40 protein-coding genes are annotated in these 23586 nt (G+C 39.0%); all 40 read left to right on the plus strand.

All coding sequences use genetic code 11. From position 1 onward, the window contains the following. Nucleotides 1–347: 347 nt before the first annotated feature. Complete coding sequence (gene cysK / locus HNR32_RS04280; protein ID WP_183860020.1) at nt 348–1280, plus strand: cysteine synthase A; 933 nt, start codon at nt 348–350, stop codon at nt 1278–1280. Nucleotides 1281–1497: 217 nt separating this feature from the next. Then, nucleotides 1498–1701, plus strand: coding sequence for a YjfB family protein (locus HNR32_RS04285; protein WP_231038138.1), 204 nt, complete (start codon nt 1498–1500; stop codon nt 1699–1701). A gap of 108 nt (nt 1702–1809) precedes the next feature. After that, nucleotides 1810–2106, plus strand: a complete 297-nt coding sequence (locus HNR32_RS04290) for a zinc-ribbon domain containing protein (RefSeq protein ID WP_183860022.1) — start codon at nt 1810–1812, stop codon at nt 2104–2106. 172 nt (nt 2107–2278) lie between these two features. Further along, nucleotides 2279–3046 carry a basic amino acid ABC transporter substrate-binding protein gene (locus HNR32_RS04295; RefSeq protein WP_183860158.1) on the plus strand — a complete coding sequence of 256 codons (768 nt, stop codon included), beginning with the start codon at nt 2279–2281 and terminating at the stop codon, nt 3044–3046. Nucleotides 3047–3208: 162 nt separating this feature from the next. Beyond that, on the plus strand, nt 3209–3868 hold the full coding sequence (locus HNR32_RS04300) for an amino acid ABC transporter permease (protein ID WP_183860024.1): 660 nt from the start codon (nt 3209–3211) through the stop codon (nt 3866–3868). Next, complete coding sequence (locus HNR32_RS04305) at nt 3865–4581, plus strand: amino acid ABC transporter ATP-binding protein (protein WP_183860026.1); 717 nt, start codon at nt 3865–3867, stop codon at nt 4579–4581. Before HNR32_RS04300 ends, HNR32_RS04305 begins: the two co-directional genes overlap by 4 nt. 336 nt (nt 4582–4917) lie before the next feature. Further along, entirely contained in the window at nt 4918–5163 is a 246-nt protein-coding gene (locus HNR32_RS04310) for a L7Ae/L30e/S12e/Gadd45 family ribosomal protein (RefSeq protein WP_183860028.1), read from the plus strand. A 50-nt stretch (nt 5164–5213) separates the two neighbouring features. Next, nucleotides 5214–5591, plus strand: coding sequence for a 30S ribosomal protein S12 (gene rpsL, locus HNR32_RS04315; protein ID WP_183860030.1), 378 nt, complete (start codon nt 5214–5216; stop codon nt 5589–5591). A 41-nt stretch (nt 5592–5632) separates the two neighbouring features. Then, entirely contained in the window at nt 5633–6103 is a 471-nt protein-coding gene (gene rpsG, locus HNR32_RS04320; RefSeq protein ID WP_183860032.1) for a 30S ribosomal protein S7, read from the plus strand. Between the two features lie 26 nt (nt 6104–6129). Next, the gene (gene fusA, locus HNR32_RS04325) at nt 6130–8202 is read left to right on the plus strand and encodes an elongation factor G (RefSeq protein WP_183860034.1); all 2073 of its coding nucleotides are present in this window, start codon (nt 6130–6132) and stop codon (nt 8200–8202) included. 21 nt (nt 8203–8223) lie between these two features. Further along, on the plus strand, nt 8224–9411 hold the full coding sequence (gene tuf / locus HNR32_RS04330) for an elongation factor Tu (protein ID WP_183860036.1): 1188 nt from the start codon (nt 8224–8226) through the stop codon (nt 9409–9411). A gap of 164 nt (nt 9412–9575) precedes the next feature. Then, nucleotides 9576–9887 carry a 30S ribosomal protein S10 gene (rpsJ, locus tag HNR32_RS04335; RefSeq protein ID WP_183860038.1) on the plus strand — a complete coding sequence of 104 codons (312 nt, stop codon included), beginning with the start codon at nt 9576–9578 and terminating at the stop codon, nt 9885–9887. A gap of 15 nt (nt 9888–9902) precedes the next feature. Further along, a complete protein-coding gene (gene rplC, locus HNR32_RS04340; protein WP_183860040.1) occupies nt 9903–10544 on the plus strand; it encodes a 50S ribosomal protein L3 in 642 nt (213 codons plus the stop codon). A 50-nt stretch (nt 10545–10594) separates the two neighbouring features. Then, nucleotides 10595–11194, plus strand: coding sequence for a 50S ribosomal protein L4 (gene rplD, locus HNR32_RS04345; RefSeq protein ID WP_446430391.1), 600 nt, complete (start codon nt 10595–10597; stop codon nt 11192–11194). Continuing rightward, a complete protein-coding gene (gene rplW / locus HNR32_RS04350) occupies nt 11194–11475 on the plus strand; it encodes a 50S ribosomal protein L23 (RefSeq protein WP_183860044.1) in 282 nt (93 codons plus the stop codon). Before rplD ends, rplW begins: the two co-directional genes overlap by 1 nt. A 25-nt stretch (nt 11476–11500) precedes the next feature. After that, nucleotides 11501–12340 carry a 50S ribosomal protein L2 gene (gene rplB, locus HNR32_RS04355; protein WP_183860046.1) on the plus strand — a complete coding sequence of 280 codons (840 nt, stop codon included), beginning with the start codon at nt 11501–11503 and terminating at the stop codon, nt 12338–12340. Between the two features lie 42 nt (nt 12341–12382). Further along, nucleotides 12383–12664, plus strand: coding sequence for a 30S ribosomal protein S19 (gene rpsS, locus HNR32_RS04360; protein ID WP_183860048.1), 282 nt, complete (start codon nt 12383–12385; stop codon nt 12662–12664). 21 nt (nt 12665–12685) lie between these two features. Continuing rightward, complete coding sequence (gene rplV / locus HNR32_RS04365) at nt 12686–13018, plus strand: 50S ribosomal protein L22 (protein WP_183860050.1); 333 nt, start codon at nt 12686–12688, stop codon at nt 13016–13018. Between the two features lie 16 nt (nt 13019–13034). Beyond that, a complete protein-coding gene (gene rpsC / locus HNR32_RS04370) occupies nt 13035–13706 on the plus strand; it encodes a 30S ribosomal protein S3 (protein ID WP_183860052.1) in 672 nt (223 codons plus the stop codon). After that, nucleotides 13706–14146: a 50S ribosomal protein L16 gene (rplP, locus tag HNR32_RS04375; RefSeq protein ID WP_183860054.1), complete on the plus strand. Its 441-nt coding sequence runs from the start codon at nt 13706–13708 to the stop codon at nt 14144–14146. The genes rpsC and rplP overlap by 1 nt, the downstream gene beginning before the upstream one ends. After that, nucleotides 14136–14336 (plus strand): 50S ribosomal protein L29, encoded by a 201-nt coding sequence (gene rpmC / locus HNR32_RS04380; protein ID WP_183860056.1) that lies wholly within the window; start codon nt 14136–14138, stop codon nt 14334–14336. Before rplP ends, rpmC begins: the two co-directional genes overlap by 11 nt. A gap of 31 nt (nt 14337–14367) precedes the next feature. Next, nucleotides 14368–14625 carry a 30S ribosomal protein S17 gene (rpsQ, locus tag HNR32_RS04385; RefSeq protein WP_183860058.1) on the plus strand — a complete coding sequence of 86 codons (258 nt, stop codon included), beginning with the start codon at nt 14368–14370 and terminating at the stop codon, nt 14623–14625. Between the two features lie 38 nt (nt 14626–14663). After that, nucleotides 14664–15032, plus strand: coding sequence for a 50S ribosomal protein L14 (rplN, locus tag HNR32_RS04390; RefSeq protein ID WP_183860060.1), 369 nt, complete (start codon nt 14664–14666; stop codon nt 15030–15032). Between the two features lie 19 nt (nt 15033–15051). Further along, on the plus strand, nt 15052–15384 hold the full coding sequence (gene rplX / locus HNR32_RS04395; RefSeq protein WP_183860062.1) for a 50S ribosomal protein L24: 333 nt from the start codon (nt 15052–15054) through the stop codon (nt 15382–15384). A 21-nt stretch (nt 15385–15405) separates the two neighbouring features. Further along, nucleotides 15406–15945 carry a 50S ribosomal protein L5 gene (rplE, locus tag HNR32_RS04400; protein WP_183860064.1) on the plus strand — a complete coding sequence of 180 codons (540 nt, stop codon included), beginning with the start codon at nt 15406–15408 and terminating at the stop codon, nt 15943–15945. A 20-nt stretch (nt 15946–15965) separates the two neighbouring features. Then, nucleotides 15966–16151 carry a type Z 30S ribosomal protein S14 gene (locus tag HNR32_RS04405; protein ID WP_183860066.1) on the plus strand — a complete coding sequence of 62 codons (186 nt, stop codon included), beginning with the start codon at nt 15966–15968 and terminating at the stop codon, nt 16149–16151. A gap of 28 nt (nt 16152–16179) precedes the next feature. Beyond that, nucleotides 16180–16578, plus strand: coding sequence for a 30S ribosomal protein S8 (rpsH, locus tag HNR32_RS04410; protein WP_183860068.1), 399 nt, complete (start codon nt 16180–16182; stop codon nt 16576–16578). Nucleotides 16579–16602: 24 nt separating this feature from the next. Next, nucleotides 16603–17148, plus strand: a complete 546-nt coding sequence (gene rplF / locus HNR32_RS04415; RefSeq protein ID WP_183860070.1) for a 50S ribosomal protein L6 — start codon at nt 16603–16605, stop codon at nt 17146–17148. Nucleotides 17149–17174: 26 nt separating this feature from the next. After that, nucleotides 17175–17534, plus strand: coding sequence for a 50S ribosomal protein L18 (gene rplR, locus HNR32_RS04420; protein WP_183860072.1), 360 nt, complete (start codon nt 17175–17177; stop codon nt 17532–17534). 23 nt (nt 17535–17557) lie between these two features. Beyond that, a complete protein-coding gene (gene rpsE / locus HNR32_RS04425; RefSeq protein WP_183860074.1) occupies nt 17558–18058 on the plus strand; it encodes a 30S ribosomal protein S5 in 501 nt (166 codons plus the stop codon). A 13-nt stretch (nt 18059–18071) separates the two neighbouring features. Further along, nucleotides 18072–18257, plus strand: coding sequence for a 50S ribosomal protein L30 (gene rpmD, locus HNR32_RS04430; protein WP_183860076.1), 186 nt, complete (start codon nt 18072–18074; stop codon nt 18255–18257). 24 nt (nt 18258–18281) lie between these two features. Further along, nucleotides 18282–18722, plus strand: a complete 441-nt coding sequence (gene rplO / locus HNR32_RS04435; RefSeq protein ID WP_183860160.1) for a 50S ribosomal protein L15 — start codon at nt 18282–18284, stop codon at nt 18720–18722. 1 nt (nt 18723) lies between these two features. Continuing rightward, the gene (secY, locus tag HNR32_RS04440; protein ID WP_183860078.1) at nt 18724–19980 is read left to right on the plus strand and encodes a preprotein translocase subunit SecY; all 1257 of its coding nucleotides are present in this window, start codon (nt 18724–18726) and stop codon (nt 19978–19980) included. Nucleotides 19981–19992: 12 nt separating this feature from the next. Further along, nucleotides 19993–20637, plus strand: a complete 645-nt coding sequence (locus HNR32_RS04445; protein ID WP_183860080.1) for an adenylate kinase — start codon at nt 19993–19995, stop codon at nt 20635–20637. Between the two features lie 141 nt (nt 20638–20778). Beyond that, a complete protein-coding gene (gene infA / locus HNR32_RS04450) occupies nt 20779–20997 on the plus strand; it encodes a translation initiation factor IF-1 (protein WP_009645081.1) in 219 nt (72 codons plus the stop codon). Between the two features lie 46 nt (nt 20998–21043). After that, a complete protein-coding gene (gene rpmJ, locus HNR32_RS04455) occupies nt 21044–21157 on the plus strand; it encodes a 50S ribosomal protein L36 (RefSeq protein WP_006555676.1) in 114 nt (37 codons plus the stop codon). Nucleotides 21158–21175: 18 nt separating this feature from the next. Next, nucleotides 21176–21550, plus strand: a complete 375-nt coding sequence (rpsM, locus tag HNR32_RS04460; RefSeq protein WP_183860081.1) for a 30S ribosomal protein S13 — start codon at nt 21176–21178, stop codon at nt 21548–21550. Nucleotides 21551–21562: 12 nt separating this feature from the next. Further along, the gene (gene rpsK, locus HNR32_RS04465; protein ID WP_183860083.1) at nt 21563–21949 is read left to right on the plus strand and encodes a 30S ribosomal protein S11; all 387 of its coding nucleotides are present in this window, start codon (nt 21563–21565) and stop codon (nt 21947–21949) included. Between the two features lie 20 nt (nt 21950–21969). After that, complete coding sequence (rpsD, locus tag HNR32_RS04470) at nt 21970–22557, plus strand: 30S ribosomal protein S4 (protein WP_183860085.1); 588 nt, start codon at nt 21970–21972, stop codon at nt 22555–22557. A gap of 63 nt (nt 22558–22620) precedes the next feature. Further along, entirely contained in the window at nt 22621–23580 is a 960-nt protein-coding gene (locus HNR32_RS04475) for a DNA-directed RNA polymerase subunit alpha (RefSeq protein WP_183860087.1), read from the plus strand. The last annotated feature ends 6 nt before the right edge of the window (nt 23581–23586 follow it).

Genomic DNA, 23586 nt, shown 5'->3' on the forward strand with positions numbered 1-23586 from the left:
ACAATAGTAGGGTATTGACTTTGCTGTTTTAGGGTGTTATAGTATAAACAATAAGTGAAAGAGTTGATTATGAGCTTTAATAAAAGCAGTAGTGACTAGATTTAGCTTATAAGAAATATGCAGGCTGATTAGAAATCTAAAGGCTTGGTTCTATGAGAAATTTATAGGGCCAAGCCTTTGTGTTTTTAGGAGGAAATTTTGCGATGAAAAATGAATATAATCAAATAAACAGATTGCTTAGCAGGCGATGTTGAAGATCCATAACCACTAATGAATATTATTGACAAGCTGGAAATTCATAAGTATTATTATCACAAAATATAATTATTTAACAGGGGGATTTTATTATGTCAAAAATTTATAATGATATGACTGAACTTATAGGGAAAACACCATTGCTGCGAGCTAGCAATTATATAAAAAAATATGCATTAAAGGCAGATGTTTTAGCAAAATTGGAATATTTCAATCCGGCCGGCAGTGCTAAGGATCGTATAGCTAAATCAATGATTGAAGACGCTGAAAAAAAAGGTATTTTAACGAACGAGTCAGTTATTATAGAGCCAACAAGTGGAAATACAGGTATCGGACTAGCGGCAATTGCAGCAGCACGCGGCTATAAAACCATTATAACTATGCCAGAGACTATGAGCGCAGAACGCCGTACTTTATTGAAAGCTTATGGTGCGCAAATAGTCCTTACCGATGGAAAAACTGGGATGAAGGGGGCTATTGCCAAAGCTGAAGAATTGGCTAAAGAAATACCACATGCGTTTATTCCATCACAATTTACAAATCCGGCCAATCCACAGGCACATTTTGCAACTACCGGCCCGGAAATATGGCAGGATACTGATGGCAAAGTTGATATCTTAGTCGCTGGTGTAGGTACAGGTGGAACTTTATCTGGGGCTGGTAAATATTTAAAAGAGCAAAATCCAGATGTTAAAGTTTATGCGGTAGAACCAGAAACTTCACCAGTATTGAGTAAGGGGGAAGCTGGTGCCCATAAAATTCAAGGAATTGGTGCAGGCTTTGTACCGGAAACGTTAGATACAAAAATATATGATGAAGTAATAACCATATCCAATGAAGATGCCTTTACATATGGACGTGAGTTTTCACAAAGTGAGGGCGTATTGGTCGGTATATCATCGGGCGCTGCTTTTGCTGCTGCCGTGCAATTGGCACAAAAAAAAGAAAATGAGGGAAAAATAATAGTAGCAATTTTGCCGGATACAGGAGAAAGATATTTATCAACAGCATTATTTGCGGAGTAAAGATAGAGTATAGCTGTTTAAAGCCGTCGGTATTTTATAAATGAAATACTGACGGCTTTTAAAATATTTAAGGCTTTTGATGATAAAAATTAATAATTATACACTATTAATGGCCAAAAAAATAATTAGTTACATTATTATGAATTTACTGTAATACTATTAAAACTTATTGCAAATTTGTTAGGCATCCAGTATAATAGAGGTGGATTTATAACAAATGGTAATGAAAGGGATGTTCAGAATGGATATGAATATTGCTGCTATGTCGGTGAATATGAGCCAGACTCAGGTTCAGCAGGACGTAGGCATTTCTGCCCTTAAGAAGGTTTATGACCAAATGGAATCCTCTACAGATATGCTTTCGGAACTATCGGCAGGTGTTTCTGATAGCGTAGGCGTCAATGTTGATCTTAGTGTATGATTATACGGTATATACCGTAAATTTTATATAAGCTAATTTGTTCATTTTTGCACAGCGATCATTGGGCAACGGGGGCGAACGGGCTTTACATGTGAGGAGAATTTACAGATGGATTATCAAGACAAGACTTTAGTGTGTAAAGATTGTGGAAATGAGTTCGTATTTACTGCTGGTGAACAAGAATTTTATGCCGAAAAAGGATTTCAAAATGAACCTAGCCGTTGTCATGAATGTCGTGCAGCTAAAAAACATGGTCGTGGCAATGGTGGGGATTCTTCTCGGAAAATGTATGAAGTGAAATGTGCTCAGTGCGGTAAAACAACGCAGGTTCCATTCGAGCCCAAAACAGATCGCCCAGTATATTGTCGTGATTGTTTTAGTGCGCGTCGCGATAGAAATGAGTAAGGATATATTTATTTAATGCCGGCAAGGGAGCACGGAATTTCCGTGCTCTTTTTTACATAAAGTAAGAAAATGATATTTTATTGAAGCAAATATAAAATATTATGATATATTTTAAAATAATATTTTAATTTTATAGGAGGAATTTTTTGTGAAGAAGATTTTATTGTTATGTATGGCTCTTATTGGTTCACTTTTATTAGTTGCAGGCTGCGGCGGCAATACTGCCAGCAAAGATGGTGGCAGTGACAAAGCTAAAGTATTAAAAGTAGCAACCAACGCTGATTTTGCACCGTTTGAATTTCAAGGCGCTGATGGCAAAGAATATCAAGGTTTTGATATGGACTTAATACGAGCACTTGGTAAGGAAATGGGAATGCAGGTAAAAATAGATAATATCAGCTTTGATGGTTTGATTCCAGCATTGCAGACGGGCAATATTGATGTTGCTATTTCTGGTATGTCCATAAATGATGATCGTAAAAAGAAAGTAGCTTTCTCTGATCCATATTATGAAGCAGGTCTTACTATTATGGTGAAAGCTGATAATAATAACATAAAATCATTTAAAGATTTACAGGGCAAAAAAATTGCCGTTCAGATTGGTACAACTTCAGCTACTGAAGCCAAGAAAATTCCTAATGCTGAGGTAAAGGAATTAAACAGCTCGGCAGATACGTTCTTGGAATTAAAAGCAGGTAATGTAGATGCGGTTATAAATGACAAACCAGTAAATGACTACTATAAAGTAAAAAATAGCGATGATAGCGTAAAAAGAATCGGTGAAAAACTCACCTTAGAAAATTATGGTATTGCCATGAACAAAGATAATACTGAATTAGTAAAAAATCTTAATGAAGCTTTGAAAAAACTCAAAGCAAACGGTGAATACAATAAAATCTATAAAAAATGGTTCGGTACAGATGCACCTGCCGCTACATAAACAGCATTAAATAAGCTGTTTATGTAATAAACTGAAAAATTATTCGATTAGGGACGTAGAGTTTTACCTTAATCGAATAGTTTTCTTTTATGTTCAGGAATAGTTGCGACAGACTTTCCTAACAGAGTTAATAAAAAGTGAAGAGTATAGGATGTTGACTAAATGAGTTTTGATTTTAATTTAGTTATTAATTCGTTTCCGCTTCTGCTGGCAGGGGCTTTGGTGACGATAAAAATAACGCTTATAAGTGTGGCAATGGGGATTGTCATAGGGATGTTTGTGGGGATTGCCCGCGTTGTTCATATCAAGCCGATAAAATGGCTGGCAGCGATTTATGTTGATTTTATACGTGGTACGCCGCTGTTAGTACAAATATTTATAATTTATTTTGCTTTGCCACTGGTAATAGGTATTCATATGGACCCGTTTTTGGCTGCAATTACAGCTTGCAGCATAAATAGTGGTGCTTATGTTGCGGAAATTTTTCGTGCCGGCATACAGGCTGTTGATGAAGGTCAAATGGAAGCTGGACGCTCATTGGGACTTACTTGGCCGCAAACGATGCGCTATATAATAATTCCTCAGGCTTTTAAAAGTGTGATACCGCCATTAGGTAATGAATTTATTGCTTTACTCAAGGATTCGTCATTGGTTTCGGTTATTGGCTTTGAGGAACTTACCCGTAGAGGGCAGCTGATAATTGCCAGGACTTATGGGTCGCTGGAAATATGGCTCAGTGTAGCATTTATTTATCTGATAATGACAGTCACAATATCTCGCTTGGTCGCTTATTTAGAACGGAGGTTTGATGTAAAAAAATGATAGATATAAAAGATTTGCATAAATCATTTGGGGAAGCCGAAGTTTTAAAAGGGATAGATTTAAATGTGGAAAAAGGTGAAGTCGTTGTTATAATTGGGCCATCAGGCTCTGGGAAATCAACTTTGCTGCGCTGTATGAATTATTTGGAAGTACCAACTGGCGGACAGGTGCTTGTTGATGGAATGGATTTACAGAGCGCTGATATTAATAAAATACGCTCGGAAATTGGTATGGTTTTTCAGCGGTTTAATTTATTTCCGCATATGACGGTACTTGATAATATCGTGTTGGCACCGATGAAAGTGCGTTCAATTACTCGCAGCGAAGCTGAAAAAGAGGCAATGGATTTACTGACGAGAGTAGGACTGGCAAATAAGGCCCAATCATATCCAACACAGCTTTCTGGCGGACAGCAGCAGCGCGTTGCTATTGCCAGGGCACTGGCGATGAAACCTAAAGTGATGTTATTTGATGAGCCGACTTCAGCCCTTGATCCAGAAATGGTTGGCGAAGTTTTAGATGTAATGCGCAGCTTAGCTAAAGACGGCATGACGATGGTTGTTGTTACTCATGAAATGGGTTTTGCCCGTGAGGTGGGGACTCGACTGCTGTTTGTTGATGATGGGAAAATAATTGAACAGGGTATACCTAAAGATGTCTTTGAAGCACCGCAGGAAGACAGAACAAAATTATTTTTGTCAAAAGTATTATAATATAGAAGATAATATAAAAATACACAAAAAATAAAAGTCTTGCTTAAACTTAAGATAGAAAAGAGCTGGTAAATGGATAAAATTTGCCAGTTTTTTATTGCTTAAAATTAATTTTTAATTTTTTTTTTGGAAGAAACTGATATTAATGCTTTAATATGATGAAAACCCTTGTAGAATAAGGGGTCCCGAGGTTTGAAAATATGAAAAATTAAATTTATGACACGCTAGGATGCGTGTAGATGCAGATACTTATAAAATAAGTGTTGACATTGTTTTTTAAGCATGGTAAGATATACGAGTGTCAAAAACTGCGATAATGTTACGGGAGTGATATTGATGCTGGAAGAACTAAAAAATGCAAAACGAGTTATTGGAATGAAACAAGTTACTAAAGCTATTAATAACGGTTTCGCACAATGTGTTTTTTTAGCTATCGACGCAGATGACAGGATTTTGGAACCGTTAAAAACTTTATGTGCTGACAGAAAAATTAAAGTGGTTACAGAATCTACGATGGCAGAACTTGGCAAAGCCTGCTCAATTGAAGTCGGCGCTGCAGCAGCAGCTATTATAAACAAGTAATTGCCGATATGCCCGTTATGGGTCTTATCTTTTAGGAAGGAGGTGCATGTATGCCTACAATTAATCAGTTGATCAGAAAAAGCAGACAGAGCATGCAGGAAAAATCTACGGCTCCGGCACTTAAAAACTGCCCGCAGAAACGTGGCGTTTGCACCAGGGTTTATACAACAACCCCGAAAAAGCCTAACTCCGCATTGCGTAAAGTTGCCCGTGTCCGTTTAACCAATAGTATCGAAGTTACAGCATACATTCCTGGTATTGGACATAATCTTCAAGAACATAGTGTGGTATTAATCCGTGGAGGTCGTGTAAAAGATTTACCAGGGGTTCGTTACCATATTATTCGCGGCTCACTCGATACAGCAGGAGTTCAGGATCGTGCGCAGGGAAGAAGCAAGTACGGTGCTAAACGTGCTAAAAAGAAATAATAAATTCTAGATTATAATGTTTAAGACAAGGAGGGACGTAAATGCCAAGAAAAGGTCCTGTACCTAAACGTGATGTATTACCAGATCCGGTATACAAATCAAAAAAGGTAACTAAATTCATCAATAAAGTAATGCTTTCAGGCAAAAAAAGCGTCGCAGAACAAGTAGTATATGATGCTTTTGATCGCATTAAAGATAAAACTGGCAAAGATCCATTGGAAGTATTTGAAACAGCACTTAACAATGTAATGCCTGTTTTAGAAGTACGTGCACGTCGTGTTGGTGGTGCTAACTATCAAGTTCCAATCGAAGTTCGCCCCGATCGCCGTATGACACTCGGTATTCGCTGGATTGTAGGATATGCTCGCTTACGTGGTGAAAGAACCATGAATGAAAGATTGTCCGCTGAGCTTATGGATGCAGCTAATAATACTGGAGCAGCAATCAAGAAAAAAGAAGATACTCATAAAATGGCGGAAGCTAATAAAGCATTCGCACATTATCGTTGGTAATTTAATTAGAGCGAGGAGCGATACAAGTGGGCAGAGAGTTTTCTCTTGAAAAAACTCGTAATATCGGTATCATAGCGCATATCGATGCTGGGAAGACAACTACGACTGAACGTATTTTGTTCTATTCTGGTATTGTTCACAAGATCGGGGAAGTTCATGATGGCGCAGCTACCATGGACTGGATGGCTCAAGAACAAGAAAGAGGTATAACAATTACCTCTGCGGCAACTACTTGTCATTGGAAAGACCATCGTATCAACATTATAGATACACCCGGACACGTGGACTTCACAGTAGAAGTTGAACGTTCATTAAAAGTACTAGACGGTGCAGTAACAGTTCTTTCTGGTAAAAGTGGTGTTGAACCACAGTCCGAAACAGTTTGGCGTCAGGCTGAACGTTATCATGTACCACGTATGGTATATGTTAATAAAATGGACATCGTTGGTGCGGACTATTATAGTGTGCTTCAACAAATGGTTGATCGTTTACATGCTAATCCAGTTGCTATTCAGATTCCTATCGGGGCTGAAGATGACTTCCTTGGTATGATCGACTTAGTTAAAATGGAAGCTATTCTTTATGAAGATAAAGAAGGCAAAGTAGAAACATTTGGACCTATTCCAGCGGAATTACAAGAAAAAGCTGAAGAATATCGTCAAAAAATGCTTGATGCTGTCGCAGAAACTGATGACGAGCTTATGATGAAATACCTTGAAGGTGAAGAAATCACCCAGGAAGAAATCAAAGCAGCAATCAGAAAAGCTACTGTAGCTTGCGAAATTTGCCCGGTAATCTGCGGTTCTTCTTATAAAAATAAAGGTATACAGCCAATGCTCGATGCAGTACTTGACTATATGCCAGCTCCAGTAGACATACCTGCTATTAAAGGTGTAACTCCTGACGGCGAAGAAGATGTTCGTAAAGCTAGCGATGAAGAACCATTTGCAGCACTTGCATTCAAAATCATGGCTGATCCATTCGTTGGTAAATTAGCATTCTTCCGTGTATATTCAGGAACATTATCTGCTGGATCTTATGTATATAACTCCACAAAAGATAAAAAAGAACGTATCGGTCGTGTATTGCAGATGCATGCTAACCATCGTAAAGAACTTGATGTTGTTTACAGTGGAGATATCGCAGCTGCAGTCGGCCTTAAAGATACAACTACTGGTGATACTCTCTGCGATGAAAAGAACCCTATCGTTCTTGAATCCATGGAATTCCCGGATCCAGTTATTTCAGTTGCTGTAGAACCAGAAACTAAAGCTGACCAGGAAAAAATGGGTATTGCTCTACAGAAACTAGCTGAAGAAGATCCAACTTTCCGTGTCAAAACTGATCATGAAACTGGACAGACAATTATCTCCGGTATGGGTGAACTTCACTTGGATATCATTGTTGACCGTATGCTTCGTGAATTCAAAGTTAAATGCGCAGTTGGTAAACCTCAGGTTGCTTACCGTGAAACGATTAAGAAAACTGTTAAGGCTGAAGGTAAATTTATTCGTCAGTCCGGTGGTAAAGGTCAATATGGTCATTGCTGGCTTGAAATCATTCCACAGGAACCTGGAGAAGGCTTCTCCTTTGAAAGTAAAATCGTTGGTGGGGCTATTCCAAAAGAATATATCAACCCTATCGAAAACGGTATTAAAGAAGCTATGGCTAACGGTGTTGTTGCTGGTTATCCGATGGTTGACATTAAGACTATCGTTTACGATGGTTCTTATCATGATGTCGATTCATCTGAAATGGCATTTAAAATTGCTGGTTCCATGGCATTCAAAAGTGGTGCACAAAAAGCCGATCCAGTGCTTTTAGAACCATATGTAAAAGTTGAAGTAACTGTTCCAGAAGAATATATGGGCGACGTAATCGGCGATTTGAATTCTCGTCGTGGCCGCATCGAAGGTATGGAACCACGTAATGGCGTACAAGTTATTAATGGTATGGTACCGCTTTCTGAAATGTTCGGTTATGCAACTGACCTGCGTTCTAGAACACAGGGTCGTGGGAATTATTCAATGGAAGTATCCCATTATGAAGAAGTTCCTAGAAACATTGCTGAAGATATTGTTACAAAAAACAAAGGTTAATAAGGGAGGAAATTACTCACAATGGCTAAACAAAAGTTTGAAAGAACTAAACCACATGTTAATATTGGTACAATCGGTCACGTTGACCATGGTAAAACAACTCTTACCGCAGCTATCACAAAAGTTCTCTCCGAAAAAGGCTATGCTAAATTCGAAGATTACAGCATGATTGATAAAGCTCCGGAAGAACGCGAACGCGGTATTACAATCAACACCGCTCACGTTGAATATGAAACTGACAACAGACATTACGCTCACGTTGACTGCCCGGGCCATGCTGATTACGTTAAAAACATGATCACTGGTGCTGCACAGATGGATGGCGGTATCTTAGTTGTTAGTGCTGCTGATGGCCCTATGCCTCAGACACGCGAACATATCTTGCTTGCTCGTCAGGTTGGCGTTCCTGCTATGGTTGTTTTCCTTAACAAATCAGATCAGGTTGACGATCCTGAATTATTAGAACTCGTAGAAATGGAAGTTCGTGAACTTCTTTCTTCTTACGATTTCCCTGGTGATGACATTCCAGTTATTACTGGTTCTGCTTTAAAAGCTCTTGAAGGCGACGAAGAAGCTAAAAAGAAAATTCTTGAACTCATGGACGCTGTAGATGATTATATCCCTACCCCTGTTCGTGATACAGATAAACCTTTCTTAATGCCAGTCGAAGATGTATTCACCATTACTGGTCGTGGTACTGTTGCTACCGGCCGTGTTGAACGTGGTGAAGTTAAATTAAATGACGTGGTTGAAATGGTTGGTCTTTCTGAAGAAAAGAAACAAACAACTGTAACTGGTATCGAAATGTTCCGTAAAAGCATGGATAGCGCTGTTGCAGGCGATAACATCGGTGCTCTTTTACGTGGTATTGACCGTACTGAAATCGAACGTGGTCAGGTTCTTGCTAAACCAGGTTCAATTCATCCGCATACCAAATTCATGGCTCAGGTTTATGTATTAACTAAAGATGAAGGTGGCCGTCATACTCCATTCTTCTCTAACTACCGTCCTCAGTTCTACTTCCGTACAACTGATGTTACTGGTGTTTGCACATTACCTGAAGGTACCGAAATGGTTATGCCTGGTGATAACATCGAAATGGATATCGAACTCATTACCCCAATCGCTATCGAAAAAGGTTTGCGTTTCGCTATTCGTGAAGGTGGTCACACCGTTGGTGCTGGTCGCGTAATTGAAATTGCAGAGTAATTTCTAAAAACTATAAAGTTTATATAAGGGCGGCGCTTCGCCGCCCTTATATAAGGCTTTTTTTTGTCCCATGCGATGATGTGTTAGATTGCTCGCATTTGGCGAGGTAACTAGTGCAGAGAAGTGTCTGGATCTAGAACCCGGGCGATAAGGAGGAAAATATTTTGTCCAAACAACAAAAAATACGTATTCGTTTAAAAGCATATGATCATAAAGCACTTGACCAGAGCGCTGTTAAAATAGTTGACACCGCTAAAAGAACAGGTGCAATGGTATCAGGTCCTATACCTTTACCTACCGAAAAAAATATCTATACAATTTTAAGATCTCCACATGTCAATAAAGATTCTCGTGAACAATTCGAAATGAGAACCCATAAACGTCTTATCGATATTTTACAACCTACATCCAAAACAGTAGATGCATTAATGCGTTTAGACTTACCGGCTGGTGTGGATATCGAAATTAAATTGTAATAGGAGGTGGTAAAAGTGACAAAAGCAATTTTAGGTAAAAAACTCGGCATGACTCAGATTTTTACCGAAGAAGGCGGAGTAATCCCGGTTACTGTAGTCGAATCTGGTAATAATGTCGTGCTTCAAAATAGAACCATTGAAAATGATGGTTATAATGCAGTTCAGATTGGTTTTGGTAGCATTAAAGAAAAACAGGTTACCAAACCTATGAAAGGCCATTTTTCCAAGGCTGGCGTAGATCCGGTTAAAGTTATCCGTGAAATCCGTTTAGCTGATGCTTCTGAATATAACGTCGGCGATAAAATCGGCGTTGATATATTTGCTGAAGGTGATGTAGTAGATGTTGTTGGTACTTCCAAAGGTAAAGGTTTTGCCGGTGGAATTAAACGCCACAACTTCGCTTGCGGACCAATGGCACATGGTTCCAAATCACATCGTGAACCAGGTTCAACTGGTGCAATGATCAGTGGTCATGGTGGACGTGTATTAAAAGGTAAAAAACTGCCAGGTCGTATGGGGGCAGATCAAGTAACTGTACAACGTTTAACTGTTGCTCGCGTTGATGGAGATCGCAATCTTTTACTTATAAAAGGTGCAATTCCAGGCGCAAAGAACAGCTTTGTAATGATAAAAGAAACAGTTAAACCTAAGAAATAATAACTGGAAGGAGGATAAAAGGTAATATGCCTGAAGTAAAAGTATTTAACATGGCCGGACAAGAAGTAGAATCTATGCAATTAGATGAAACTGTATTCGGTGTTGAAATAAATGAAGGTCTTGTTCATCAAGCTGTAGTTATGCAGCTCGCATCTCAGCGTTTAGGAACACATGCTACTAAAACCAGAGGTTTGGTTCGTGGTGGCGGACGTAAACCTTGGCGTCAAAAAGGCACAGGTCGTGCAAGAAGTGGTAGCACCCGTTCTCCAATATGGGTTGGCGGTGGTACCGTATTCGGACCGCAACCTCGTTCTTACTCATTCTCAATGCCTCGTAAACAGCGTCGTTTAGCAATAAAATGCGCTCTTACTGATAAAGTTAACAGCAATGATTTTATCGTAGTAGATAACATTGAGTTTGCAGCACCCAAAACAAAAGACGTTGTAAAAATGCTGAATGATTTCAGTGTTGATAATAAGGCTCTTATTATAACAGCTGATTTTGCTGAAAACGTGGAAAAATCTTCCCGTAATATCCCGGGTGTAAAAGCAATAAATTCTAATGGATTGAATGTTTATGATATCTTAAATCATAATAAACTCTTCATAACGAAAGATGCTGTTACCCGTATTGAGGAGGTATTGGCATAATGGAAGCAAGAGACATTATCATCAAGCCGTTAGTAACTGAAAGAACAACTGACCTTATGGCTCAGGGTAAATATGTTTTTAAAGTTGACAAACGTGCTAACAAAATTGAAATCGGTAAAGCTATTGAAGAAATCTTCAAAGTTAAAGTTGCTGATGTAAACACCAGTAATGTTACCGGTAAAATGAAACGTATGGGCCGTACCATGGGTAGACGCCCAAGCTATAAAAAAGCAATCGTAAAACTCGCTGTTGGAGAAACAATCGAATTCTTCGAAGCGTAACTCAGGGAAAAGGAGGTAAACTAACGTGGCAATAAAAAAATTCAAACCATATTCCCCAGGTAGAAGATTTATGACTGTTTCTGCTTTTGAGGAAATTACAACTGATAAACCAGAAAAATCTTTAACCGAAAGCTTAATGAAAAAAGGCGGCCGTAATATGCAGGGTCGTTTAACAGTAAGACATCAAGGCGGCGGACATAAACGTCTTTATCGTATAATTGATTTTAAACGTAATAAAGATTCCGTTCCAGCACGTGTAACTACAATCGAATACGATCCTAACCGTAGTGCTCGTATTGCGTTACTTAGCTATGCTGATGGTGAAAAACGCTATATTTTAGCTCCTAATGGCTTAAAAGTAGGCGATACTGTAGTATCAGGTCCTGATGCTGATATCAAGACAGGTAATGCTCTTCCATTGGTAAACATTCCTGTAGGTGTAATGATTCATAACATCGAACTTAAAATCGGTAAAGGCGGACAGTTAGTTCGTTCCGCAGGAACTTCTGCACAGCTTATGGCTAAAGAAGGCAACTATGCACTTTTACGTATGCCGTCAGGAGAACTTCGTAAAGTTCATGTAAACTGCCGTGCTACAATTGGTCAGATTGGTAACCTTGATCATGAAAACATTTCTATTGGTAAAGCAGGTCGTTCCCGCTGGCTTGGTATTCGCCCAGCTAACCGTGGTGTTGTAATGAATCCTTGCGATCATCCACATGGTGGTGGTGAAGGTAAAAGCCCAGTCGGCCGTAAACATCCTGTTACTAAATGGGGTAAATGTGCAATGGGTGCTAAAACACGTCGTAAGAAGCCTTCTGATAAACTTATTGTTAGACGTCGTGCAAATCGTCGCCAGAAATAATAAACTGTAATAGGTATTAGATGGCTGAAAGGAGGATTTATCTTGTCAAGATCCATAAAAAAAGGACCTTACGTCCATGAAAGCATCGTTAAAAAAATTGGTGCAATGAACGAAGCTAATGAAAAGAAAGTTATTAAAACCTGGTCAAGAAGCTCAACAATCCTGCCAGACTTTTTAGGACATACAATTGCTGTGCATGATGGTCGCAAACATGTGCCAGTATTTATAACTGAAGATATGGTTGGTCATAAATTAGGCGAATTCGCACCTACACGTACCTTTAAAGGTCATGGCGGCGAAGAACGCAAAACCAGCTTAAAATAATTGCCGAAAGGAGGAACTTTAGTGGAAGCTAAGGCAGTAGCGAAATATATTCGAATTGCTCCGCGCAAAGCTCGTGTGGTTATTGACCTCATTCGCGGCAAAAATGTGGCGGAAGCCTTTGCAATTTTAAAATTTACACCGAAAGCAGGAGCTGACGTAGTAAATAAAGTTTTAAAATCAGCTGTAGCAAATGCTGAAAACAACTTTGACATGAATGGTGATGCACTTTATGTAGCAGAAGCATTTGTAGATCAGGGACCTACATTAAAAAGAATCCATCCGCGTTCTCGTGGACAGGCATTCAAAATTTTAAAACGTACCTCACATGTTACAGTTGTAGTAAAAGAAAGATAAAAAGGAGGCAATAGATTTGGGTCAGAAAGTTAATCCACATGGTATACGTCTTGGCATAGTTAAAACATGGGATGCAAAATGGTATGCTGACAAAGATTACGCAGCTAACTTATACGAAGATATAAAAATTCGTGAATTTCTACAACAGAGCCTTCAACAATCGGGTGTATCACGAATTGAAACTGAACGTTCTAAAAATCGCCTTAAATTGACAATTCATACAGCTAAACCAGGTATGGTAATTGGTCGCGGTGGTTCAGGAATTGAACAGATTAAAAAAGATTTGAAGAAATTCACATCTAAGCATGTTGATATCAACATTGCTGAAATTAAACAACCAGATATGGATGCAACACTTGTTGCTCAAAATATCGCATCACAGCTTGAACGTCGTATAGCTTTCCGCCGTGCAATGAAACAAGCTGTAGGTCGCACAATTCGCTTTGGAGCTAAAGGTATAAAAATTACCGTTGGCGGTCGTCTTGGCGGCGCTGAAATCGCTAGAAGTGAATCTTGTCGTGAAGGAAGTATTCCACTTCACACTTTAAGAGCTGATATCGATTATGGAACAGCAGAAGCTCATACTACTTATGGTCGTATCGGCGTAAAAGTATGGATCTTCAAAGGCGAAATCCTTCCAGAAAAGAAACAGCTGGTAAAAGCTGTGGCTGAAGGGAGCGAAGCTTAATGTTAATTCCAAAAAGAACAAAATTCCGTAAACAGTTTCGTGGCAGAATGAAGGGCCAAGCAAATCGCGGCAATAAAGTATCACATGGTGAATTCGGCCTTCAGGCTCTTGAACCATCATGGATTACCAACCGTCAGATCGAAGCTGCTCGTATTGCTATGACTCGTTATATCAAACGTGGTGGTCAGGTTTGGATTAAAATATTCCCTGATAAACCAGTAACTGCAAAACCTGCTGAAACTCGTATGGGTAAAGGTAAAGGGGCTCCAGAATACTGGGTAGCAGTAGTAAAACCTGGTCGTATCATGTTTGAAATGGGCGGTGTGACTGAAGAAGTAGCTAAAGAAGCTATGCGTCTTGCAGCTCATAAATTGCCTATTAAAACAAAATTTGTAAAACGTGAACAAAAGCAAGAAGGCGGTGAAGTAAATGAAGGTTAATGACATACGTGATATGAGTGACGGCGAACTTAACCAGAAACTTGCTTCACTTAAAGAAGAGCTCTTCAATTTAAGATTTCAGCTTGCCACTGGCCAGCTAGAAAATCCTATGCGTATCAAGGATATAAAGAAAACAATCGCTCGGATTAAAACAATTCAGCGCGAACAAGAATTAAAAGCTAATGCTTGATAAAGATATGCATAAGGAAGGAGGCTCTTTTATGAGTGAAAGAAATGAACGCAAGACTAAAATTGGTAAAGTCGTAAGTGATAAAATGGACAAAACTGTTGTAGTTGCTGTAGAAGATTTGGAACAGCATCCACTTTACAAAAAACTTGTAAAAAAGACAGTAAAATTTAAAGCTCATGATGAAAACAACGATGCCCATATCGGCGATACCGTTTCTCTCATGGAAACACGCCCGTTATCTAAAGATAAACGTTGGAGAGTCGTTAAAATTCTTGAAAGAGCAAAATGATTTAAAGCCCAAGGATTTTAATAAAGGAGGTAAAGCAATTGATCCAACAACAGACTATGCTAAATGTTGGTGATAACACTGGCGCAAAGGAAATTATGTGCATACGTGTTATGGGTGGTTCTTATCGTAAATATGCCAATGTTGGCGATATTATCGTAGCTGCGGTAAAAGCTGCTTCTCCCGGTGGAATGGTCAAAAAGGGTGAAGTTGTAAAAGCTGTAGTTGTACGTACTAAAAAAGGCTCAAGAAGACAGGATGGATCTTATATCCGTTTTGATGAAAATGCAGCTGTAATTATAAAAGATGATAAAACCCCAAAAGGCACTCGTATTTTTGGGCCTGTAGCCAGAGAACTGCGTGACAAATCATTCATGAAGATCATCTCATTGGCTCCAGAAGTACTCTAACGGATAGGAGGTGCAAATTTTGTCACAATATAAATTAAAAATTAAAAAAGATGATACAGTTGTTGTATTATCTGGTAAAGACAAAGGCAAACAAGGTAAAGTTTTAAAAGCAATGCCTAAAAAAGATAAGGTTATCGTTGAAGGTATGAACAAAGTAAAACGTCATACTAAACCTAATCAAAATGCTCCTAAAGGCGGTATTATTCCTAAAGAAGCACCTATGTATGCAGCTAAAGTTATGGTTGTATGCCCGGCATGCTCCAAACCGACCCGTGTTGCTAAAAAAGACGTAAACGGTAAAATGGTTCGTGTTTGCAAAAAATGCGGCGAACTTTTAGACCAAGCAAAATAATAAGGGAAGGAGGAAATATTGGTGGATAGATTGCAGGAAAAATATTTAAAAGAAGTAGTTCCGGCTTTAACCGAAAAATTCGGTTATAAAAATGTTATGCAATTACCTAAAGTTGAAAAGATCATCATCAACATGGGTGTAGGCGAAGCTGTTGGTAACTCCAAAGCTCTTGATGCCGCAGTTAAAGACATGACTATAATTGCAGGACAAAAACCTATATTAACAAAAGCTAAAAAATCTTTGGCAGCATGGAAATTACGTGCTGGTATGCCGATTGGCTGTAAAGTTACATTACGTGGTTCACGTATGCAGCAGTTTTTGGATAAATTCATGAATATCGCATTACCGCGTGTTCGCGATTTCCGTGGTGTAAATGGAAATGCATTTGATGGACGTGGTAATTATTCCATAGGATTAAAAGAACAATTAATTTTCCCGGAAATTGAATTTGATGAAATTGATAAAGTCCGTGGTATGAATATTATTGTTGTAACAACGGCTAAGACTGACGAAGAGGCTAAAGAACTTCTCCGCCTTTTGGGAATGCCGTTCAGTGCATAAAAAGAGGAGGTAAGTTTTTAATGGCCAAAAAGGCATTGATTGAAAAATGGAGTCAAGAACCTAAATACAAAGTTCGTAGTTATAATAGATGTAAAATTTGTGGCCGTCCACACGGTTATATGCGTAAATTTGATATGTGCCGTATTTGTTTTAGAGAACAAGCTTACAAAGGCGCAATCCCTGGCATAACTAAAGCCAGCTGGTAACTTAGAAAGAAAGGAGGATATCGATTTTATGGGAATGACTGATCCGATTGCAGATATGCTTACACGTTTGCGCAATGCAAACTCTGTTTTACATGATAAAGTTGAGATCCCTGGTTCTAATATCAAAAGAGCTATTGCTGACGTTTTAAAAGAAGAAGGGTTCATTAAAGACTATAATTTCACTAAAGATAGTAAACAAGGTGTTATCACTATCAAATTGAAATATGGCGCTAATGATGAACAAGTAATCACTGGTTTAAAACGTATCTCCCGTCCTGGTCTTCGTGCTTATGTTAACAAAGATCAGATACCTCGCGTGTTAGGTGGTCTTGGTATCGCTATAATATCTACTTCTAAAGGTATTATGAGTGATAAAAAGGCTCGCAGCGCTGGTGTTGGCGGCGAAGTATTAGCTTATGTATGGTAATCTTTAGAACTAGGAGGTGTACAAATGTCAAGAATAGGTAGAGCACCTATCGAGCTTCCTGCTGGCGTTACAGTTACAGTTGATGAAAAAAATCACGTAGTTGTAAAAGGACCAAAAGGCGAATTAGCTCGTACGTGCCATGAAGATATAAAAATAGTAGTTGAAGGAAATGTTGTCACTGTACAGCGCCCTTCTGACGATAAAAAACATAGAGCATTACACGGCCTTACCCGCAGTCTTGTAAATAACATGGTTGTTGGCGTAACCGATGGTTTCACAAAAAATCTTGAAATCAATGGTGTTGGTTATAGAGCAACACAGCAGGGCAAAAATCTTAATCTCGCATTAGGTTTTTCACATCCTGTAGTTGTTGAGCCACCAGCAGGTATAACCATTACTGCTCCAGCTCCGAACAAAATCGTTGTTTCCGGCATCGATAAAGAAATGGTCGGCGAAGTAGCTGCGAAAATTCGCGCTTACAGAGAACCTGAACCTTATAAAGGTAAGGGTATTAAATATGAAAATGAACATATTCGTCGCAAAGTCGGTAAAGCCGGCAAAGCTAAATGATTTTTTAAGAGAAAGGAGCAATTGACGTGTTTAACAAGCAGGATAAAAACAAAGCTCGTCAAAAGCGTCATTTACGTGTGCGCAATCATGTGGCCGGTACGGCAGAAAGACCACGCTTGAATGTGTTCCGCAGCCTTAGCAATATTTATGCTCAGGTAATTGATGACGTTAATGGTATTACAATTGCAGCAGCTAGTACAAAAGATAAATCTTTTGAAGGATACGGCGGAAACGTTGCAGCTGCTAAAATAGTAGGAACTGCAGTAGCAAAAGCTGCTGTTGAAAAAGGTATCACAGAAGTTGTGTTTGATCGCGGTGGTTATTTATATCATGGTCGTATTGCAGCCTTGGCTGACGCAGCTCGTGAAGCAGGACTTAAATTCTAATATATGGAACAGGAGGTTAATTAATGGCCAGAATAGATGCTAATGCGCTTGAATTACAAGAAAAAGTCGTATATATAAATCGCGTAGCTAAAGTTGTAAAAGGCGGTCGTCGTTTTTCTTTTAGTGCTTTGGTTGTTGTCGGTGACAAGAACGGTCATGTTGGTGCAGGACTTGGTAAAGCCAGCGAAGTACCAGAAGCAATCAGAAAAGGCATTGAAGATGCAAAGAAAAATTTAATAGAAGTATCATTAGTTGAAAAAACTATACCGCATCAGATTACAGGTATTTTTGGTGCAGGTAAAGTTCTTTTAAAACCAGCAGCAAAAGGTACTGGTGTTATTGCCGGCGGACCTGCTCGTGCAGTATTAGAATTAAGCGGTATCGGTGATATCTTAACAAAATCACTTGGTTCTTCTAATCCTAACAATATGGTACGTGCTACAATTCGTGGCTTGAGCCAGCTTAAAAAAGCAGAAACAGTTGCTCAATTACGTGGCAAAACTGTTCAGGAACTTTTGGGTTAAGGAGGTTATTTCAATGGCAAAACTGAAAGTTACTCTTACCCGCAGTCTTATTGGTTATCCGCAGGATCAACGCGATACCGTTAAGGCTTTAGGCTTGAAGAAAACAAATTCTGTAGTAGAAAAAGAAGACAATCCAGCTATTCGCGGAATGCTTCATAAAATAGAACATCTCGTAACAGTAGAAGAAATAAACGCATAATAAAGAAGGGGGTGCCAGTTGACGATGAAATTACATGAATTGGCTCCGGCTCCGGGATCGAAAAAAACACGTACACGTGTAGGACGCGGTCTTGGTTCTGGTTTAGGCAAAACTTCTGGACGTGGTCAAAAAGGTCAGAACTCCCGCTCCGGCGGCGGCGTTCGTACCGGTTTTGAAGGCGGTCAGATGCCATTATATCGCAGATTACCAAAACGCGGTTTCAAAAATATTTATGCTAAAGAATATGCAGAAGTTAATGTTTGTATGCTTGATCGTTTTGAAGACGGCAGCGTAGTTGATGCAGTTGCTTTAGTAGAATCCGGTATATTGAAAAACGTGCGCGATGGTATCCGTATTCTTGGTAATGGTGAAGTAACCAAAAAATTAACAGTTAAAGCTCAAGGCTTTACAAAAACTGCTGAAGAAAAAATTAAAGCAGCAGGCGGACAAATTGAGGTGATCTGAGTTGATTTCAGCCCTTGGGAACATATTTAAAATTCCTGAATTACGGCAGAAAATCATCTTCACCTTAATAATGTTTGCAGTGTTCAGACTGGGAACGCATATCCCGGTACCTGGAGTAAATCCAGATACACTTGAACATCTTTTTAATAGTGGTAATTTATTTGGACTATTGGATTTGTTTTCCGGTGGTGCACTCAGTAAATTTTCCATATTTGCAATGAGTATAACGCCTTATATCAATGCTTCGATCATAATGCAGCTGTTGGCTGTCGTTATTCCTACTTTGGAAGATTGGTCCAAAGAAGGCGAAGAAGGTCAGAAAAAAACGACTAAGGTCACCCGTTATTTAACGGTTGTCCTTGCGTTTTTGCAGGCCATTGGTATGTCAATAGGCTTGAAAGCTGCTATAATAAATCCAAATCCAATATCCATCTTAATTATTGCAATCACATTAACAGCAGGAACTGTTTTTTTAATGTGGGTTGGTGAACAGATAACAGCCAATGGTATAGGAAATGGTATTTCATTAATAATCTTTGCCGGCATCGTGGCAGCTTTGCCGCGTTCGTTGGGAACGATGTATAAATATCTTCAGGCAGGAACAATAAATTATTTCAATGTAGTGTTGTTTATTATAATAGCACTTGCTATGGTAGTTTTTGTAATTGCTATCCAAGAGGGGCAACGCAGAGTGCCTATCTCTTATACTAAAAGAGTTGTTGGAAATAGAACTTATGGTGGCAGATCTTCTTATATACCACTTAAGGTCAATCAGGCAGGAGTAATTCCAATTATCTTTGCCTCATCATTATTGATGTTCCCGGCAACTATTGGACAGTTTGTGAGTGTTGGTTGGGTAAAAACCATTGCATCTTATTTTCAATGGGGTACACTTACTCATGCCATAACATATACCCTGCTAATAATTTTCTTCACATATTTTTATACAGCTGTTACGTTTAAAATTCCAGATTTAGCTGATAATCTTAAAAAATATGGTGGCTTTGTTCCAGGAATAAGACCGGGACAAGATACGGCTGCTTATTTTGATAAGATTATGACCAGAATTACACTCGCTGGGGCAGTGTTCTTAGCTTTTATAGCAATATTGCCAATGGCAATTGGACATGCCACCCAGATTCAGGGGATATATTTTGGAGGAACGGCACTGCTTATCGTAGTAGGGGTTGCACTCGACACGATGAAACAGATTGAATCAATGGTAGTTATGCGTCACTATGAAGGCTTTATAAAGTAAGGAGAAATTATTATGCATATATTGTTAATGGGACCTCCTGGTGCTGGTAAAGGCACACAGGCGGCAAAATTAGTAGAAGAATTTCAGATACCACATATTTCTACAGGTGACATGTTTAGGGCAGCAGTCAAAAATCAGACTGAACTTGGTAAAAAAGCAAAAGCTTGTATGGACCAAGGGCAGCTAGTGCCAGATGATGTAACAATTGGAATAGTAAAGGAACGCTTGTCAGAATCTGACTGTAAAACAGGCTTTATTCTTGATGGTTTTCCTCGCACTGTGGAACAGGCTAAAGCGCTTGACAATATTGTTGCAGAATTAGGACTGGATCTTAACTGTGCATTAAATATAAATGTACCATCAGCTGATCTTATTGAGAGAGCTGTGGGACGTCGTATTTGTAAAGCATGTGGTGCTACTTATCATATAAAATTTAAAGCGCCGACAAAAGACGGCGTGTGCGATGCTTGTGGTGGCGAGCTTTATCAGCGTGCTGATGACAGCGAAGAAACTATGAAAAGTCGTTTGTCTGTTTATGATGGGCAGACTAAACCGCTTATTGAGTACTATAAAAATGCTGGTTTATATAAAGAAGTTGACGGCAGACAGTCTATGGATAAGGTGTATAGTGATGTTGTGGCTGTACTGCGCGGCTGATAAAATGAAAAAATTTGTGCCGGGCAGTACTATACTGCAAGGACTATTCATTGCAATAATGTTGGGCAAGGACGGTTCCTTGGAAAAAAGGTTGCCAGAATTTATATTTAGCCCAACCTTCATTTGAAAGGGAGCAGTTTCATGTCTAAACAAGATGTAATTGAAGTTGAAGGTAAAGTGCTTGAAGCATTACCAAACGCAATGTTTCAGGTAGAACTGGAAAACGGCCATGTCGTTTTAGCTCATGTATCTGGGAAAATACGTATGAACTTCATACGCATATTGCCTGGAGATAAAGTTACAATAGAGCTTACGCCGTACGATCTCACGAGAGGTCGCATAACATATAGATTTAAATAAGCGGCTTATCAGAGATTAAGGAATATTGCCGAAAGGAGTAATTGCAATGAAAGTACGACCATCAGTAAAGAAAATTTGTGAAAAATGTAAAATTATAAAACGTAAAGGGCGCGTAATGGTCATTTGCGAAAACCCTAAACATAAACAAAAACAAGGATAATAGGAGGTGTGTTGATATATGGCACGTATTGCTGGTGTAGATTTACCACGCGATAAACGAATGGAAGTTGCTTTGACTTATATTTTTGGTATTGGTCCAAAAACTTCCAATGACATTTTAGCTGTAACAGGAATCAATCCTGATACACGTTCTCGTGATTTAACTGAAGATGAAGTAGCTAAATTACGTGAAGTTATTGAAAAAGACTATGTGGTAGAAGGTGACCTTCGTCGTGAAGTAGCACTTAATATCAAACGTCTAGTAGAAATCGGCTGCTATCGTGGCAGACGTCATCGTTTCGGACTTCCTGTACGCGGACAGAACACTAAAAACAATGCTCGTACAAGAAAAGGTCCTAAGAAAACAATCATGGGCAAAAAGAAAGACGCATAAGGAGGGTTAGAATTGCCAAGTAAATCTCGTCCAAAGAAAAAAGAACGTAAAAATATCGAATTTGGCGTAGCTCATATTCGTTCAACATTTAATAATACAATTGTTACTATTGCTGATAGAAATGGTAATGCACTTTCTTGGGCAAGTGCTGGTGGCCTTGGTTTCAGAGGTTCCCGTAAAAGCACTCCATTTGCAGCTCAAATGGCAGCAGAAGTAGCAGCAAAAGCAGCTATGGAGCATGGTCTTAAACAAGTAGAAGTTTTTGTAAAAGGTCCTGGCGCTGGTCGTGAAGCAGCTATTCGTTCACTCCAAGCTACTGGTCTTGAAGTAAACATGATTAAAGACGTTACACCTATTCCACATAATGGATGTCGTCCACCAAAACGTAGAAGAGTCTAATAGGAGGGAAGAATAGATATATGGCAATTGATAGAACACCATCGCTTAAAAGATGCCGTTCATTAGGTATTGAACCAGCTGTTGTTGGTCTTGGCAAAAGCTCCAAGCGCCAAATTAACCGCAGAACACGCAAAGTAAGCGAATACGGTATGCAGCTTAAAGAAAAACAAAAAGCAAAATTCATTTATGGCGTATTAGAAAAACAATTCCGTCGTTATTATGATACAGCTAAAAAAATGCAGGGTGTTACCGGTGAAAATCTTTTGATTTTACTGGAAAGACGTCTTGATAATGTAGTATACCGTTTAGGTCTTGCTAACACTCGTCGTCAGGCAAGACAATTAGTATCTCATGGACATATTACCGTTAACGGTAAACGTCTTGATATACCTTCTGCATTAGTAAAAGCAACTGATGTTATCGGTGTAAGAGAATCCAGCCGTTCCAGCGAAGTTTTCAAAGCTATTGCTGAATCTGGCAACAACTTAAGCGTTCCAGCATGGATCAGCGCTGCTGAATTAAGCGGTACAGTTACAAGATTCCCTAATCGCGATGAAATCGATGTTCCAGTAGACGAACAGGCTATCGTCGAATTGTACTCCAGATAATAATATGTCACATTGGGCGTATGGTAGCACTTTTTGTGCATAGAATAAAGGAGGGGAACCTTAGTGATTGAAATCGAAAAACCGAAAATAGAAATTGTAGAAATAAGTGAAGACCAAAAATATGGTAAATTCATTTGTGAACCACTAGAACGCGGCTATGGTACTACTTTAGGAAATTCCTTACGTCGTATTTTATTGTCTTCTTTAACAGGTGCAGCTATAACATCAATCAAAATTGATGGAGTGCTTCATGAATTCTCTACAATACCTGGTGTGCGTGATGATGTTACTAATATCATTTTGAATCTCAAATCTTTGTGTCTCAAAATGTATAATGACGAACCGCATACTATCAGTATAGATGTTACTGGCGAAAAGGAAATTACCGCTGCTGATATCAAAACGGACGCCGACATTGAAATATTAAATCCCGATCTGCATATTGCAACTGTCGACGAAAGTGGTTCACTCAAAATGGAAATGACTGTTGAACGCGGCCGTGGCTATGTCCCTGCTGATAAGAATAAAAAAGCCGATCAGCCTATCGGTGTTATTCCAATTGACTCAATCTTTTCCCCTATCCAGAGAGTGAATTATACTGTATCGGATACTCGTGTAGGAAATGTTACAGATTATGATAAGCTGGTTTTGGAAGTTTGGACTAATGGTTCACTTCGTCCAGAAGAAGCTATAAGCAAATCTGCCAGCATTTTGATTGCACATTTTAAACTCTTCCAAAGCATGGCAGGTTGTTCTGAAGAAGAAAATGAATCGGAAAGCACTTTCATGGAAAATGAAGAGGATGAAACAAATAAAATTATGGAAATGACAATCGAAGATCTCGATTTGTCAGTGCGTTCTTTTAATTGTTTGAAACGCGCCGAAATAAATACAGTAGCTGACCTTGTTGAAAAATCAGAAGATGATATGATGAAGGTTAGAAACTTGGGCAGAAAATCACTTGATGAAGTGAGAAACAAATTGAAAGAATTAGGGCTTATGCTCACCCATAATGAGGAATAGGAGGAG

Origin of the sequence: Pectinatus brassicae (genome assembly GCF_014201835.1) — a bacterium.
GTDB classification, from domain to species: domain Bacteria; phylum Bacillota; class Negativicutes; order Selenomonadales; family Selenomonadaceae; genus Pectinatus; species Pectinatus brassicae.